Annotated in this window: 17 protein-coding genes; 9 read left to right on the forward strand and 8 right to left on the reverse strand. The window is 59.2% G+C overall.

Annotated features, from left to right (window positions below):
- Nucleotides 1-234: 234 nt before the first annotated feature.
- From G6L01_RS23305 to G6L01_RS23320, 4 genes are all read right to left on the reverse strand, one after another.
- Nucleotides 235-1,002 (reverse strand): ABC transporter permease, encoded by a 768-nt coding sequence (locus tag G6L01_RS23305; protein ID WP_071205867.1) that lies wholly within the window; start codon nucleotides 1,000-1,002, stop codon nucleotides 235-237.
- Entirely contained in the window at nucleotides 999-1,787 is a 789-nt protein-coding gene (locus tag G6L01_RS23310; protein WP_071205869.1) for an ABC transporter permease, read from the reverse strand. Before G6L01_RS23310 ends, G6L01_RS23305 begins: the two co-directional genes overlap by 4 nt.
- Nucleotides 1,784-2,536, reverse strand: a complete 753-nt coding sequence (locus G6L01_RS23315) for an ABC transporter ATP-binding protein (RefSeq protein WP_234892425.1) — start codon at nucleotides 2,534-2,536, stop codon at nucleotides 1,784-1,786. Before G6L01_RS23315 ends, G6L01_RS23310 begins: the two co-directional genes overlap by 4 nt.
- 224 nt (nucleotides 2,537-2,760) lie before the next feature.
- Nucleotides 2,761-3,651: an ABC transporter substrate-binding protein gene (locus G6L01_RS23320; protein WP_174089339.1), complete on the reverse strand. Its 891-nt coding sequence runs from the start codon at nucleotides 3,649-3,651 to the stop codon at nucleotides 2,761-2,763.
- A gap of 266 nt (nucleotides 3,652-3,917) precedes the next feature.
- Here G6L01_RS23320 and G6L01_RS23325 point away from each other — a divergent pair, with 266 nt between their 5' ends.
- The 9 genes from G6L01_RS23325 to G6L01_RS23365 all read left to right on the forward strand — a co-directional run bounded on the left by G6L01_RS23325 (nucleotide 3,918) and on the right by G6L01_RS23365 (nucleotide 12,229).
- On the forward strand, nucleotides 3,918-4,772 hold the full coding sequence (locus G6L01_RS23325; RefSeq protein WP_071205875.1) for a fumarylacetoacetate hydrolase family protein: 855 nt from the start codon (nucleotides 3,918-3,920) through the stop codon (nucleotides 4,770-4,772).
- 36 nt (nucleotides 4,773-4,808) lie between these two features.
- The gene (locus G6L01_RS23330) at nucleotides 4,809-5,699 is read left to right on the forward strand and encodes a VOC family protein (RefSeq protein WP_071205877.1); all 891 of its coding nucleotides are present in this window, start codon (nucleotides 4,809-4,811) and stop codon (nucleotides 5,697-5,699) included.
- A 71-nt stretch (nucleotides 5,700-5,770) separates the two neighbouring features.
- Nucleotides 5,771-6,832, forward strand: a complete 1,062-nt coding sequence (locus G6L01_RS23335) for an NAD-dependent epimerase/dehydratase family protein (RefSeq protein WP_081356552.1) — start codon at nucleotides 5,771-5,773, stop codon at nucleotides 6,830-6,832.
- Complete coding sequence (locus G6L01_RS23340) at nucleotides 6,829-7,608, forward strand: SDR family NAD(P)-dependent oxidoreductase (RefSeq protein WP_071205879.1); 780 nt, start codon at nucleotides 6,829-6,831, stop codon at nucleotides 7,606-7,608. Before G6L01_RS23335 ends, G6L01_RS23340 begins: the two co-directional genes overlap by 4 nt.
- A gap of 34 nt (nucleotides 7,609-7,642) precedes the next feature.
- Nucleotides 7,643-8,929, forward strand: a complete 1,287-nt coding sequence (gene hisD / locus G6L01_RS23345; RefSeq protein ID WP_071205931.1) for a histidinol dehydrogenase — start codon at nucleotides 7,643-7,645, stop codon at nucleotides 8,927-8,929.
- 21 nt (nucleotides 8,930-8,950) lie between these two features.
- Nucleotides 8,951-9,943 (forward strand): fumarylacetoacetate hydrolase family protein, encoded by a 993-nt coding sequence (locus G6L01_RS23350; RefSeq protein WP_071205881.1) that lies wholly within the window; start codon nucleotides 8,951-8,953, stop codon nucleotides 9,941-9,943.
- Nucleotide 9,944: 1 nt separating this feature from the next.
- Nucleotides 9,945-10,721, forward strand: a complete 777-nt coding sequence (locus tag G6L01_RS23355) for an SDR family NAD(P)-dependent oxidoreductase (RefSeq protein ID WP_071205883.1) — start codon at nucleotides 9,945-9,947, stop codon at nucleotides 10,719-10,721.
- Between the two features lie 119 nt (nucleotides 10,722-10,840).
- Nucleotides 10,841-11,503 carry a GntR family transcriptional regulator gene (locus G6L01_RS23360; protein ID WP_071205885.1) on the forward strand — a complete coding sequence of 221 codons (663 nt, stop codon included), beginning with the start codon at nucleotides 10,841-10,843 and terminating at the stop codon, nucleotides 11,501-11,503.
- A 162-nt stretch (nucleotides 11,504-11,665) separates the two neighbouring features.
- Nucleotides 11,666-12,229, forward strand: coding sequence for an NADPH-dependent FMN reductase (locus G6L01_RS23365; protein WP_071205887.1), 564 nt, complete (start codon nucleotides 11,666-11,668; stop codon nucleotides 12,227-12,229).
- A gap of 288 nt (nucleotides 12,230-12,517) precedes the next feature.
- Here G6L01_RS23365 and G6L01_RS23370 read toward each other — a convergent pair whose 3' ends face one another.
- The 4 genes from G6L01_RS23370 to G6L01_RS23385 all read right to left on the reverse strand — a co-directional run bounded on the left by G6L01_RS23370 (nucleotide 12,518) and on the right by G6L01_RS23385 (nucleotide 14,435).
- Nucleotides 12,518-12,739 carry an ATP-binding protein gene (locus G6L01_RS23370; protein ID WP_337692724.1) on the reverse strand — a complete coding sequence of 74 codons (222 nt, stop codon included), beginning with the start codon at nucleotides 12,737-12,739 and terminating at the stop codon, nucleotides 12,518-12,520.
- Between the two features lie 87 nt (nucleotides 12,740-12,826).
- Nucleotides 12,827-13,468 (reverse strand): histidine kinase dimerization/phospho-acceptor domain-containing protein, encoded by a 642-nt coding sequence (locus tag G6L01_RS23375; protein ID WP_337692723.1) that lies wholly within the window; start codon nucleotides 13,466-13,468, stop codon nucleotides 12,827-12,829.
- 143 nt (nucleotides 13,469-13,611) lie between these two features.
- Complete coding sequence (locus G6L01_RS23380; RefSeq protein WP_345799434.1) at nucleotides 13,612-13,761, reverse strand: hypothetical protein; 150 nt, start codon at nucleotides 13,759-13,761, stop codon at nucleotides 13,612-13,614.
- Nucleotides 13,758-14,435 carry a response regulator transcription factor gene (locus G6L01_RS23385; RefSeq protein ID WP_071205890.1) on the reverse strand — a complete coding sequence of 226 codons (678 nt, stop codon included), beginning with the start codon at nucleotides 14,433-14,435 and terminating at the stop codon, nucleotides 13,758-13,760. The genes G6L01_RS23380 and G6L01_RS23385 overlap by 4 nt, the downstream gene beginning before the upstream one ends.
- Nucleotides 14,436-14,469 lie beyond the last annotated feature (34 nt).

Below are 14,469 nucleotides of genomic sequence, written 5' to 3' on the forward strand. Positions count from 1 at the left end.
AATGAAGGTAGAAATCGCCCAGCGCAAGAACTATTCATCAGTTTATCGCGCGACAAACATTGTTCGAGATCAACAGACCGCGTTTAGGATCCTAACCTGCCAGTGGAAGGCGAAGCCACAGCGTGATCGCACGGTCTCCGTCTTCTCCTCTAGATTAGGCCGTCGTGATTGAACCACGACCACCACAGGTAGTTGAAACGACTGACCATAGTCAGTTCTGAAGTCTAAGTTGATTCAGTGTCTCTGTTGCCAGCGCAGCAGGCGCCGCTCTATCGTGGCGAAAATCACCGATGTCAGATAACCAAGCCCGCCGAGCACAATAATCCCTGCATAGAGATCTGGCGCGCGAAAGGCCCGAGCCGCGAGCAGAATCCAGCTACCCAGACCTTCCTGACTGGCTAGCATTTCACCGACAACCGAGAGGATCAGCGCCACGGTCAGGCCAAGCCGCATTCCGGCAAGGATATCCGGCATCGAACTTGGCAGCGCGATTTTGAAGATGACCTCTCCACGCGACATCCTGAACATCCGCGAAACTTCGTAAAGCCGGGGCTCGACTGCAGAGAACCCATGAATCGTGGCCAGAAGCATAGGCCAGATTGCTCCGAAGGCGATGACAGCCAGCACCATGGTTTCGCTGAGGCCGAGTAGCGCTATCGCCAAGGGCACGACGGCCGAAGCCGGCAACGGACGCAGAAACTCGACACCGGGTCCCAAATATTCGCGAATGCGTGGCGAGATACCGATGAAGGCGCCAATCGCGATGCCCAAGAGTGATGCGAGCAGCCAACCATACAGCATTCGCCGCACTGTTCCGAGCGTATTGTCAATCAAAACACCGCTTTCCACGCCGCGAAGTAGCGCGTTCCAAGCGCTGGCTGGTCCGGGAAGGAAGACGGGTGACACAAGGCGTTGAGCGGTGATCCACTGCCATAGCAGAACGAGAAGCGCGCCGACGCAAACGCTGACAGCGAGCCAAATTATGCGTTCCGACCGGGTCATGCGGTGCCCTCGACAAGTGCTGCAGGCCCGAACAGAGTTCGCTGGATCATCAGAAGTATGGCGCCGAGTGCCCAGCCAACAATGCCGATCCACACCAGAAGCGCCAAGGCATCATCTGGTCGCAGCGACTGTTGTGCGTTCATGATCGCATACCCCAATCCAAGCGTGTTGATGCTGATCTCGACGGTGACCGCGACGATGAGAGAAATGCCCACCCCCAGCCGCAACGCCACGAAAATTCGGGGAAGGGCAGCAGGCAGGATGATTTTTGTAATTCTATCGATCAGTCCGAATCGCAGCACGCGTGCGACATCGTTGAGCTTCGGTTCAATCCCCGCGACGGCGCTCCGCGTCAGAATGAGCGCGGGCCAGAGAGTTGCGAAGGCGACGATCGAGTACTCTAGCCTGTATCCGAAACCGAACACCAGAAGCCCGATTGGCATCAGGGCGATCGGAGGCACGGGACGTATTGCCTCTACGCTGACTTCGAACATCCGATCGAACACCGGCAAGACCGCGAATAATATGCCGAGGATCATCCCGAGCGAAAATCCGATCGCAAGGCCGGCTAAGGCTGCGGTCAGGGTCTGAACGGTAGCAAGAAGGATCGTGCCATCGACGAGTTGCCTCCAAAGCGCAACGAAGATTGCGCTCGGGGCTGCCAAGCTGTCGCTTTGAAGATGCGATACCTGTGCGCCGACTTCGGCGAGCAGCACCAAGGCGATCGGTAGAACGAAGCCACGCCAGCGGATTTTTCGCGCGCCAGTTTTGTCCGGCCCACTCATCTTTTTTCCGCCTCCGCGATGAAATCGAAGAGCTGGCGGCGCATATGCAGGAATTGCGGCAGCTCCCGCGTCGTGAGCTGGTTGCGCGGCCGCGGCAGATCGACATTGATGGAGAGCGCCGTGCGTCCCGGATACGGGAGTAGGCCAATCACCCGATCGCCGAGGTAGATTGCCTCTTCAAGATCGTGAGTGACGAAGAATACCGTAGCTCCCGATTGGGCGACGAGGGAAAGGACTTCGTCCTGCAAGTGCTGCCGCGTCATCGCATCGAGCGCTCCGAAAGGCTCGTCCATCAACAGAACGGCCGGCTGCTGAGCGAGACAACGAGCGATCTGCAGGCGCTGCTGCATCCCGCCGGACATTTGAGCCGGAAATTTCTCGGCTTGCCCAGCCAGTCCAACCTTAGCGAGAAGCGCATTGATGCGATCAGGTCTTTCAGCCTTCGGAACACCGAGCGATTCCAGCGCCAGCGAAACGTTTCCGGCGGCAGTGCGCCACGGAAGCAGTGCCTTTCCGTAATCCTGGAAGACGAATGCGATATCCGGTCGTGGCTCCGTAACCTTTTGTCCGTCTATCGAGACAGTGCCGGTTGTGGGTTGATGAAGGCCGGAGAGAAGGCGCAGCAATGTCGTCTTACCGCAGCCCGACGGGCCTACAACACAAACGAATTCTCCCCTGCGAATGTCGAGATTGATGTCTCGCAGGATTTCATATCCACCCAGTGAGAGACCCACACCGGACAACTTCAAGAGTGACGAGTTGCCGACTGCCCGGTTTTTCAGTTGTGAAAGATATTTATCCGGGTCTGCTGATACCACTTTGTCTCTCCCGTGCATTGACCACCATCATTATAATAGGCACAGCGTCCTGCAGACGCCCCTCCTCAGAACTGAAGAGAGCAGACCGAGTGGCCCAGACGATCTGCGCGCGTGTCGTTCGGCTCACATGGAGCTGACGGCAGACACTATGCCATTTATGGCCAGATCACATCGGCAACGGCAATTTTCGAAATCCGGCCTTGGCGCTTCATCTCGGCCATCCACCAGTTGAAACCGACCTCGCTGATCTCGGGGCTGAGCGTCGGCAGACCGAAATTGGCGAGAACCTCCGGCGTCAGCTTGAGATATTTGCCGATGCTCGCGCGAAGTTGCGTCGGGTCGGCCTGCCCCTTCGAGACACCCTCCTTCATGGACTTGCGGAAAGCGGCGAGCAATTCGCTATTGTTCTGCGCCCATTCGCGCTTGGTAACGTAGAGATTGAGAGGCAGGTTGTCGGGAAGTTCAGCGGGGAGAAGCGCCAGAATTTCGCCAACGCCGGAGTTGATGATGTTGGTCATGAACGGGATGGATGAGATGGCCGCATCCAGAGTTCCGGCTTTGATCTGGTCGAGTTGTGTCGGGAACGTTGCTTCGACGATCTTGACCTTCTTGACGTCTATCCCCTTTTGACTGAGCCAGGCACGCAGAATGACGTCGAACACCGCGCCAAGGCCGGGCACGCCAATGGTTTTGCCAGCCAAATCTTCAACCCTGCTCACTCCACCGCCCTTGCGGACCACGATGCCGTAATCAGGCTTGTTCTTGTTGCTGACGGCGGCACCGCCGACAATCACGATATCAAGCCCGTTCTCTGCCGCCTGCAGAATGGTTGAAACCGTGCAGACACCGATATCAATAGATCCTGCGAGCAATGCTGGCGGCACGTTCGGATCAAGGCCAATCAGAAGGTGTTCGTAACTGATGCCGTTCGCTGCGAAAATCCCCGTATCGGCAGCAACAAAGCAGCCGGCGGGACCGGGTTGAGGTGTACTTCCCAGTCTGATGGTCGTTGCCGCCGAAGCCGGTGATCCAAATCCAAGTGCCATCGCTCCCCCGCCCAGGAAAGCCATAAAATCTCTTCGAAGCACATTCTGAAACATTTAATCCTCCCAAATCGCGCTCAGGGCGCCACCTACTGACTTCTCAGGTCTCGGCGCAGGATCGGCTCTTATGGTCGTTGCGACGTCGCAATCCCTGCTCCGACGAGGGAGATCGCACAAATAGATATAATTAGCAAGAAAAAATATTTTCTGTGGACAGGTCGCCATAGCTTCCGCTACAAGAGCGCCACATGACACTGAAGGGAGAGAAGATGCGCTTCATAGCTTTTAAGGAAGATGGCAAGTTAGGTATGGCCGTTAGTCAGGACGGTAAGACATGGAAAGGTCTGAAAGTCGGCGACCCCGGTTATCCAGGCAATCTTGAGGAGATTTTGCGGGCGGGCGAGATCGTCGAAGCTGGCAAGGTGCTTCTGCAAGGACGCTCGGTTGATCTTGCCGAGATCGAATTTTTGCCGCCGGTTTCGAATGCATCGAAAGTCATCTGCGTTGGTCTGAACTACGCGGACCATGCTGCCGAGGGTGGTTCGAAAGTGCCGGACTATCCGACTGTCTTCGCCCGCTTCAACTCCAGCCTGATTGGCCATGGTGCGCCTCTTGTGTGCCCGAAGGTGTCCGAACAGTTCGATTACGAAGCTGAGATGGTCGCCATCATCGGAAAGGGCGGCCGTGCGATATCGGAAGCCGAGGCCCTCTCGCACGTTGCCGGTTACTCCGTCTTCAACGACGGTTCGGTACGCGATTATCAGCTTCGCACACCGCAATGGACGATCGGTAAGAATTTCGACGGAACCGGAGCATTCGGACCGGCCTTCGTGACTGCTGACGAACTCGAGCCCGGCGCGACCGGTCTGCGCATCCAGACCAGGCTGAACGGCCGTGTCCTACAGGATGCCTCGACGAGCGACCTCGTTTTCAGCGTGGCGCGTCTTGTCTCCCTCATCAGCGCGGCCATGACCCTTGAACCGGGCGATGTCATCGTCACCGGCACTCCTGCGGGCGTCGGCCTTGGCCACAAACCCCCGATCTTCATGAAGGAAGGCGATGTCTGCGAGATCGAAATCGAAAAGATCGGTCTTCTGAGCAATCCGGTCGTCAAGGAAAAGTGAGGCGGACGGTTCGGGCATCGCAAGCGGAGGAATAAGATGACTTACATGATACGACAGATGGGCCACGTGGCCTTCTACTCACCCGATCCGGAGAATGCCGCCCAGGATCTCGTCGAAATCGTCGGGATGAGGATTACCGAGCGCGACGGCGACACGGTCTATCTGTCCAGCAATGACCGTCACCATGAGATCAGCTTCACCAAGGGTGGATCGGGCACCGCGATCGCGATCGGCCTCGAAGCCGTCTCAGTCGAGGCCGTCGATGAAGTGAAGCGACGTGCCCAATCCGACGGTCTGGAGATCATCGACGACAAGCCCCTCGGAAAACATTACGACAAGGCCGTCCGGCTGGTCGCTCCGGGTGGCGCTGTCCTGGAAATACATACTCCGATCGCTCGCAACCAGCCCCGGCGTTATAATGGTGTCGGCGCCAATCCCAAGCGTATCGAACATGCCAATGCATTCGCGCCCAACGTTGCGGCATTCGGAGACTTCGTCGAAAAGGTCCTGGGCATGAAGTTGTCGGATCGCACCGCCGATGACAAGTTGCGATGGTACCGCGCCGAGGACGGCTTCCATCATGCGATCGCGATGGGGACGGGAGACAGCGTCCTGCATCATTACGCGTTTGACCACTTTGCAGTGGAAGACCTCGTCAAGATCGCCGACACGCTCTCGCTCAAGGGCAGAGCTATGGCCTGGGGGCCAGGACGTCATGGGGCCGGCGAAAACATCTTCACTTACTACGCCGATCCGCACGGCTGCATCGTCGAGAATTCGGTGCAGATGGCACATATCGATAACGATGCTGTGTACCAGCCCGGCAATTGGGATGCATCCGAAGGTTTGAATGGCCGCTGGATCAATCTCTGGGGAACTCCGCCGACCCCGGCATTCCTCGTACCCGGAATTCCGTTCGCACGCTGAGAAGATGCGCCTCCCGGCATGGCTTGAATGCCGGGAGGCCGTTTGAAGACGAAGATTGTAGTTTTGAACCGATGGGCGGTGTCGCGCCCATCGGAACGTTAGCTGATTGCCGCGAAGACGACGTCGTAGTTGGCGCAACAGGTCAGGGAGGACAGGTCGTGAGGATTGGAGTGACCGGAGCCGGCGGTTTTGTCGGTACTGCGCTGATCCATCGCCTTGTAGCGAAGGACATTGGTTGCGGATTTGCAAATCCGACCATCGTCGCGATTGATGCAATGTTGCCTGCCGATCTGCCAACGACGGTTGAACGCGCGGAAGGCGATCTGTGTGATCCCTCATTTCGACAGCAGCTTTTTGCCGAACCATTCGATGTTCTGTTCCATCTGGCAGCCGTTCCGGGTGGCGCCGCCGAGCGAGATTATTCTGCCGGGTGGAATCTCAACGTAGAAGCTGCCGTCGCGATGCTGGAATTGCTCGCGCAGCAGAAAACGCCAGCCAGACTGGTCTTCGCATCGTCGATCGGGGTGTTTGGCGTGCCGCTGCCGAAGACGTCGGTAGATGACGAGACGCTGCCTCTGCCTTCAATGAGCTATGGCACGCAGAAGCTTATCCTGGAGGCATTGATTGCGGATTATGCCCGGCGGAAGCTCGTTGACGGTATTGCTGTTCGGCTGCCAGGAATCTTGGCGCGTCCACGCGTCAAGGGCGGACATCTCTCTGCTTATATGAGTGACATCCTTCATTCTCTTCGCGCAGGCGAATCCTTTACATGTCCAGTTTCAGAGGATTCATCCTCGTGGTTCATGTCGCGGTACCGATGTGTCGAAAACCTGGTCCATGCGGCTGCACTACCGAGCTTTTCTCTCGGCCCACGCCGCGCCTTCAACCTTCCGGCCCTACGCCTGACAATGACAGAACTGGTCGACGGTGCCGCTGTTCATTTTGGCTCGCGAGTCCGTTCGCTTGTTTCTTACGAACCGGATGCGGCGCTTCAGGCCCAGTTCGGATCCTATCCGCCGCTTGTGACGGCAATCGCCGACAGGCTCGGTTTCAAACATGACGGCAGTGCGGCGGTGCTGGTCGCGGAAGCGTTGGGCCTCGACCCGGTCGAAATCGGCGTGGGTGCGGCATGAGTGCTGCTTTGACGCTGCCCATTTCCCCCGGCTTCCGCCTCGACGGACGCCATGCTCTGGTGACGGGCGCAGGCCGCGGGCTTGGTCTCGCAGCGGCGACGGCACTGGCCGAGGCCGGGGCTGCGGTGACACTTGCGGCGCGGACGCTCGCGGAGATCGAAGACGCAGCCAGGGCCCTTCGCGACCGAGGTCTGAAGGCTTCGGCCCATGCCGTGGATGTCACCGATACCCAGGCGATAGCCGCGCTGATGGTAGGCGCCGACGCGCCGTTCGACATCCTCGTCAACAATGCCGGCACCAACAAGCCTGGACCGTTCGTCGAGGTGACGGAGGCGAACTACGACCTCGTCATGGGTTTGAACGTCCGCTCAGCCTTCTTCACGTCGCAGGCCTTCGCGCGGCGGCTGATCGTGGAGAACCGGCCGGGCGTCATCATCAACATGACCTCGCAGATGGGGCATGTGGGCGCTGCTAGACGGACGATCTATTGCGCGTCGAAGCATGCGCTCGAAGGCCTGACGAAGGCGCTCGCCGTCGAGCTTGCGGAGCATGGCATCCGCGTCAACAGCGTGGCGCCGACCTTTATCGAAACCCCGATGACGAAGCCCTTTTTCGAAGACGAGGAATTCCGGCGGCAGACACTCTCGAAGATCAAGCTCGGGCGCATCGGCAGGGTCGAGGATATCATGGGCGCGATCGTCTACCTGGCCTCCGATGCGGCGGCCCTGGTGACGGGAACGTCCCTTCTGGTGGATGGCGGCTGGACCGCCGAATGATGAGTGCCGCGTTTTGCGGCTGAGTGAGGAAACGATGATCCGGTACCTGAAAAAGGGCGGCAATGCCGCCGAATCCGCCGAGGCCGACCGCAAGGTCCGCCAGACCGTCGAGGCGATCCTGGAGGACGTGACCACCCGCGGCGACGCGGCGGTCCGCGACCTTTCGGTGAAGTTCGACAAGTGGTCGCCCGAGAGCTTCCGCCTGACGAAAGAAGAAATCGATGCGCTGATCGCCAGCGTACCGGTCGGCGTCATCGACGACATCAAGTTCGCGCAGGCGCAGATTCGTCGGTTTGCCGAAGCCCAACTCGCCTCGATGAAAGAGATCGAGGTGGAGACGCTGCCGGGCATCCGGCTCGGCCACCGCCACGTGCCGATGGAAAGCGTCGGCTGCTATATTCCCGGCGGCCGCTACCCGATGGTGGCCTCGGCCCATATGAGCGTGCTGACCGCCAAGGTCGCGGGCGTGAAACGCGTCATCGCCTGCACGCCGCCCTTGAACGGTGCTGCGCCGGCCGCGACCATCGCCGCCATGGCGCTTGCCGGCGCCGACGAGATCTACGTGCTCGGCGGCATCCAGGCCGTCGCAGCCATGGGTATCGGCACCGAGACGATCAAACCCGTCGACATGCTGGTCGGCCCCGGCAACGCCTTCGTCGCCGAAGCCAAGCGACAGCTCTACGGCAAGGTCGGCATCGACCTCTTCGCCGGCCCGACCGAGACGCTTGTGATTGCAGACGATACCGTCGATGCCGAGATCTGCGCGACCGACCTTCTCGGCCAGGCCGAACATGGCCCGACCTCTCCGGCCGTGCTGCTCACCACCTCGCAACGCATCGCCGACCAGATCGAAGATCAGATCCAGCGGCAGCTTTCCCGCCTTCCGACCGCCGATATCGCCTCGGTCTCCTGGCGCGACTATGGCGAGGTCATCCTGTGCGATACGGACGAGGAACTGCTTTCCGAAGCCGATCGCATCGCCTCGGAACATGTGCAGGTGATGACCGCCAACCCGCGCTGGTTCCTGGAGAATATGCGCAATTACGGCGCGCTGTTCCTCGGCCCGCGCACCAACGTTGCTTATGGTGACAAGGTGATCGGCACCAACCACACGCTGCCGACCAAGCGCGCGGCGCGCTACACCGGCGGCCTGTGGGTCGGCAAGTTCCTGAAGACCTGCACCTATCAGGAGGTGACGACGGATGCCGCCTCCGCACTGATCGGCGACTATTGCTCGCGGCTCTGCGCCATCGAAAACTTTGCCGGCCACAAGGAACAGGCCGACATCCGCGTGCGCCGCTATGGCGGCAAGAATGCCTGAGTATTCGGAAGGGAGGAAGACATGAAGCTTGCGACAATTCCGAACGGCACCCGAGATGGCGAACTGGTGGTCGTCTCGGCCGATCTTTCCCGGGCGGTCTCCGCCCGTGAGATCGCGCCGAACCTTTTGACCGCCTTCGAGGACTGGTCATCCGCCGAACCGAAACTCAGGGCACTTGCCAAGGACTTGGCCGAAGACCTCGCCAAAAACACCTTCGCCTTCGACCAGGCGACGGCGCTTTCGCCGCTGCCGCGGTCCTTCCAGTGGATCGACGGTTCCTGCTTCAAGAACCATCTCTATCTGATGGCGAAGGCGACGGGCCGTGATCCCGAGATCGAGATGAACTCGCCCTTTCCGCTGATGTACCAGGGCATGTCGGACGACTTCTACCGTCCGCATGGCGATATCCCGTTGCCGCGCGAGGAGGACAATATCGACTTCGAGGCGGAAGTCGGGATCGTGCTGGACGAGGTGCCGATGGGCACGACGGCCGCAGAAGCTCCGCAATACGTCAGGCTGATCCTGCTGATCAACGACGTCTCCTGCCGCGTCTATGTGAAGCGGGAGATTACCGTCGGCTTCGGCTGGATGAACGCCAAGCCGTCGACCGCCTTCTCGCCGGTTGCCGTGACGCCCGATGAATTGGGTGCGGCATGGACCGGGAAGGTGGAACTGCCGATCCGGGTGGACTGGAACGGCATCCGGTTCGGCGAACCGAACGGCCGGGAAATGTCCTACACGTTCTACGAACTGATCGAACACGCTGCCCGCACCCGCAAGCTTGCCGCCGGCACGATCTTCGGTTCCGGCACGATCTCCAACGCCGACTACAGGAATGTCGGCTCCGCCTGCATCGCCGAGCGTCGCTCGATCGAAATGCTCGAACATGGCGAACACCGGACCGGCTTCATGAAGTTCGGTGATACCGTCCGAATCGAGATGTTCGACAAGGACGGCATCTCCATCTTCGGAGCTATCGAACAGACGGTCACCAAGTACGAAAAGGTGGCGTGATATGGCTGTAGCAAACGAACTTTTCGACCTGACGGGAAAGGTCGCCCTCGTCACCGGAGCTCATCGCGGGATTGGCTTTGCGATAGCCGAGGAGCTGGCAAAAGCCGGCGCGCGGGTTGCGATCTGCAGCAACGATCAGCAGGCTGTCGCACAAGCAGCGAACACGCTTCGCGAAAGAGGCCATGACGTCCGTGGTTTCTGCTGCGACGTGTCCTCCAATCCCGCACTGGATGATCTGGTGTCGGCGACGCGGAAGGCTTTCGGCCGGATCGACATCCTCGTCTGCAACGCCGGGATCGCACCCCATTTCGGGCCGATGGCAACCGCCAGCGACGAAGAGTACGACGCGACGATGCGGGTAAACCTCTACAGCGCCATGCAGCTTGCCAACTGCGTCATTCCGGAGATGGTGGAGCGCCAGGACGGCGTGGTGATCTTCACCTCAAGCATTGCTGGACTGCGTGGTAATGGAAAACTCGGCGTTTATGCTCTGTCCAAAGCCGCAATCGCCCAGCTTGCGCGCAATCTCGCCGTGGAGCATGGACCGGACAATGTCAGGGTCAACGCTATTTCTCCCGGACTTACCAAAACCGAGTTCGCCACCCCCATCCTCAGCAACGAAGAGGGGCTTAAGGTGAGGCTCGGGAAAACGCCATTGCGTCGAGCTGCAGACCCCCGGGAGATTGCCGGTGCCGCGGTGTTTTTATCTGCGGCGGCAGGCGGATTCATAACAGGGCATAATCTGGTCATTGACGGGGGAACAATGATTTCGGATTGATTCGAAAACATGCGACTGAATCGACAATAGAAAAGGCGAGGGCACCAAATATTCGACACAAAAGTATTTTTTTTTGAAAAAAATATTTTATTGTGCCATCAAGGTGGCGGAGGATCTAAATGGTCAATACAAGTCGCATTGTTCAAGCTTACGATACGCTGAAGCAGAGCATTCTGAACGGCTCCTTCCGACCTCGGACAAGGCTGCGCATCGAACATCTCTCGGAAAAGTTCGATGTAGGGCCTGGAGCGATCCGTGAGGCGCTGTCTCGGCTGACCTCGGAAGGCATGGTCGTGGCGGAGCCGCAACGCGGGTTTCTGGTTGCGCCGATCTCGAAGTCGGATCTTCAGGATCTGACCACAGTCCGGATAGAAATCGAGGTGAAATGCCTTCGCCGTTCGATCGAGCTGGGAGACGTCGCTTGGGAGACGCAGGTTTTGTCTGCAAACCACCTTATGGCAAGGACTCCCGAATATACGGATAACGGCGAAAGCCACCCGGACTGGGCGGTTGTTCATACCAATTTTCATGACGCGCTTGTCGCTGCATGCGGAAGTCCCTGGCGGCTGAAGCTTCGCGGCCAGCTTTTCCTTCAAGCCGAACGCTACCGCCGCCTGTCAGTACCTCATGCACGGTTGGAGCGTGATGTTGCCGGCGAGCATCGGATGCTGGCAGAGGCGACGCTTGCCCGGGACGCTGATACTGCGATGAAGCTGGTGGAAGAGCACTTCCAGAAGACGGCCGATCTGCTGTTGGCTTCCGATGCCCCATTCGATGACTGAGACACCCGACGATCATTTTTGGTCCGCGGTATCCCGGAAACCTTTCGAGGCAATATCCGAATTTCGGCTTCATCCCGTCGGCTTTGCCGGATGGGCCTCTGACGACTTTTACCCAGGATTGCCGCCACGCGCGCGAAACCCCATCAATTACGGAGATCAAAGATGCCAAAGCTTCTCGTTATCGCCTGCAGCACACGCCCAACCCGCGTCGGCTTTCCAATTGCCGAATGGACAGTCGAGCGCGCGCGACTTGATGGAAGGTTCGAGGTCGAGCTCGCCGATCTACGTGAGCTCAATCTGCCGAACTACGACGAACCGCACCATCCGCGCCTTCATCAGTACCAGCACGAGCATACCAAGAAATGGAGCGCAGTCGTGGAGCGTGCAGATGCGGTCGTTTTCGTGACGCCGGAATACAATCACAGCTTTCCCGGGGCCCTTAAGAACGCGATCGATTATCTCCATGACGAATGGAAGTTCAAGCCTGCTGCTTTCGTCAGTTATGGCGGTATCGCTGCCGGAACGCGTTCGGTCCAGGCGCTGAAGCCGGTGATAGATTGCCTGCGTATGATCCCGGTCTTCGAAGGGATCAACATCGCCTTCGTGCACGAGCTTCTCAAGGACGGAAAGTTTGCCGCAACTCAGCCGCATGAGGTCGCAGCCACATCGATGTTTGACACCTTGTTTTTCTGGTCGGGACGTAACAGCGAACTGTATGTGCATTGAAGGCCTCAGTGTAAACCCGGCCCAAACTGTCGTTGCGGTTCGCAAATTCGCTTGCTTGGCCGGATCGCACCAAGCCGATTCAGAAAAACTCCGGGAACGCTTTTCATATCACACTCTCTGCTTCTTGTGAGATAAGAAGCGCTGGCTCGGGTAGCGGCGCTTGCCGGCGATGGGGGATGGACCGTAGAACGCGAGGCACCATTTTAAGGAATGCCGGGCCGGGTTAGAGCGTCCCAGGGTATCGCTTGCCCACTCCGTGATCGGACTGTCTCCATCTCCGCTTCAATCTCACCGCCATTCCAAATTTCGACCGGCCTGCTTGGGAATCTCAAGCGCCACTGCCAGCCCGCCACCGGCCGCTGTCGATGCCGAGACACGGCCGCCATGCTGCTCGACCGCGTGCTTTGTGATGGCGAGGCCCAGGCCAAAGGCGTTTGACGCCGTGTCGCTTCCGCGCGCAAACGGCTGGAATATCCAGTCGACTTGAGGCGCAGGCAGACCTGGCCCCATGAATAATCTCCGAGCGAATGGAAACGCGAGAGTTGTTGGGGGAATATTTCAGGGCGTTGCGGATGACATTCGCGAAGGCGCGATAGATTAGCTCCCCGTTGACCTCGGCGATGAAGGTGGCGGAGCCGTCATGGGACACCGCGCCTGTCCCTCCAAAGCCGCGTCTTCGATGATCCCATTCAGCAGATCCATCAGATCGAGAGTTTGAACGACGTTGCTACCGGAGCCGGCGGTCAATCGCGCGAGGGTGAGGATCTCGCCAACCATCCCGTCGATGCGCTCAATCTCACCGCCCATGCGGTCCATCATTATCTCAAGCTTCGAAGGATTCTGCCGCAGCACCCCAATGGCCGCCTGAAGGCGGGACAGCGGCAAGCGCAGTTCATGGGACACGTCGTGAAACGGGCGTTGTTGGACCTCCTGAAGTTCCTGCAGGCGCGCGGCACTGGCGTCGAAGTCATGAGCCAGAGCGGTTACCTCGTCCTTCCGACCGTCCATTTTGTCACCGATGCGGACGTTGAACCGGCCATAGGCGAGAGCGCTCAGGCCGTGACGGAGGTGGGCGACAGGACGAATGAGATAGCGAGCGAGCCAGATGGCGGAGATCGCGCTTGCGATCAGGGCCGATGCCAAGGGCACCAGCTTCGGCCAGGTCTCCGCGACAACTCCTGGTTCCTGCGCGATGACCGTCGCGCGGTAGCAAGCGTCACCGACAACGACGTTGCGCATGTTCGTTGTACCGACATCCGGGCAAGCAGTCGCCGGACCGATGTCCGATATGGAAAGGTCGACGGGCTGGTGCACCGCCCTTGCGGCTCGCGCAAACGATTTGGCAGCTTCCCCCTTCTAGCGCCAGCAACTGTTGCGCTACGTCAAGCGCGAAAACCCGCTGCTGGCGGGCCGATGTCCTGAGAGAGCGGGCCGACATCGAGTAGAGCGCCGATTGCAAACAAACCTGCGATTGATGCAGCCATCATCAACCATGTGATGGTGAAGAACTTCCAGAACAGGGCACGCATCATCCATCTTGCAGGAGTAGATAGCCCTGTCCCCGCACCGTTTCTATCCAGGATTGGCCGTCATCCCTGGTGCCGAGCTTCTGGCGGACGCTGCTCAGGTGAACGTCGATCCGCCGGTCGAACGGCGTCAGGGGGCGTCCGAAGGCGTGCTTTGATATTTCCTGCTTGGAGACGAGCTGACCGGCACGGGCAAGCACCTCGAACTCAGTGCCTGTCAGTCCCAGACGCTTTCCGCGCCATTCCGCCGTCCTGTTTCCCGGATGGATGGCCAATTCTCCAGCCCGGAGCGCGTCCTGCGAGATGCCGGCGCCAGAGGAGCCGGCCCGGCGCAATATGGCCTTCAGCCTTGCCGCGAGCTCGCCGGGGGAGCATGGCTTTGGCACATAATCGTCGGCGCCGAGATTGAGCCCGGCGATGCGGTCCACGTCGTCGCCCCGGACCGTCAGCATAAGAACGGGCACTTTGCTCACTCGCCTGATCCGTTGCAGGAAGTCGATGCCATTCATGTGTGGCATCATGATGTCGAGAACAATGATGTCGGCGGCGCCTGATGCGGCCTGAACGATCGCGGCGCGCCCGTCCTGCGCGGTCGCGACGTCGAAGCCCTCTTCGGAGAGATACTCCTTGAGAAGCGTTGTGAGATCGGCGTCGTCGTCGATGAGAAGAGCCTTTGCCATTTGGAAAGCATATCACTCGTTCACAGGGGGCAGC

Origin of the sequence: Agrobacterium vitis (assembly GCF_013337045.2) — a bacterium.
Classification (GTDB): Bacteria; Pseudomonadota; Alphaproteobacteria; order Rhizobiales; family Rhizobiaceae; genus Allorhizobium; species Allorhizobium vitis_B.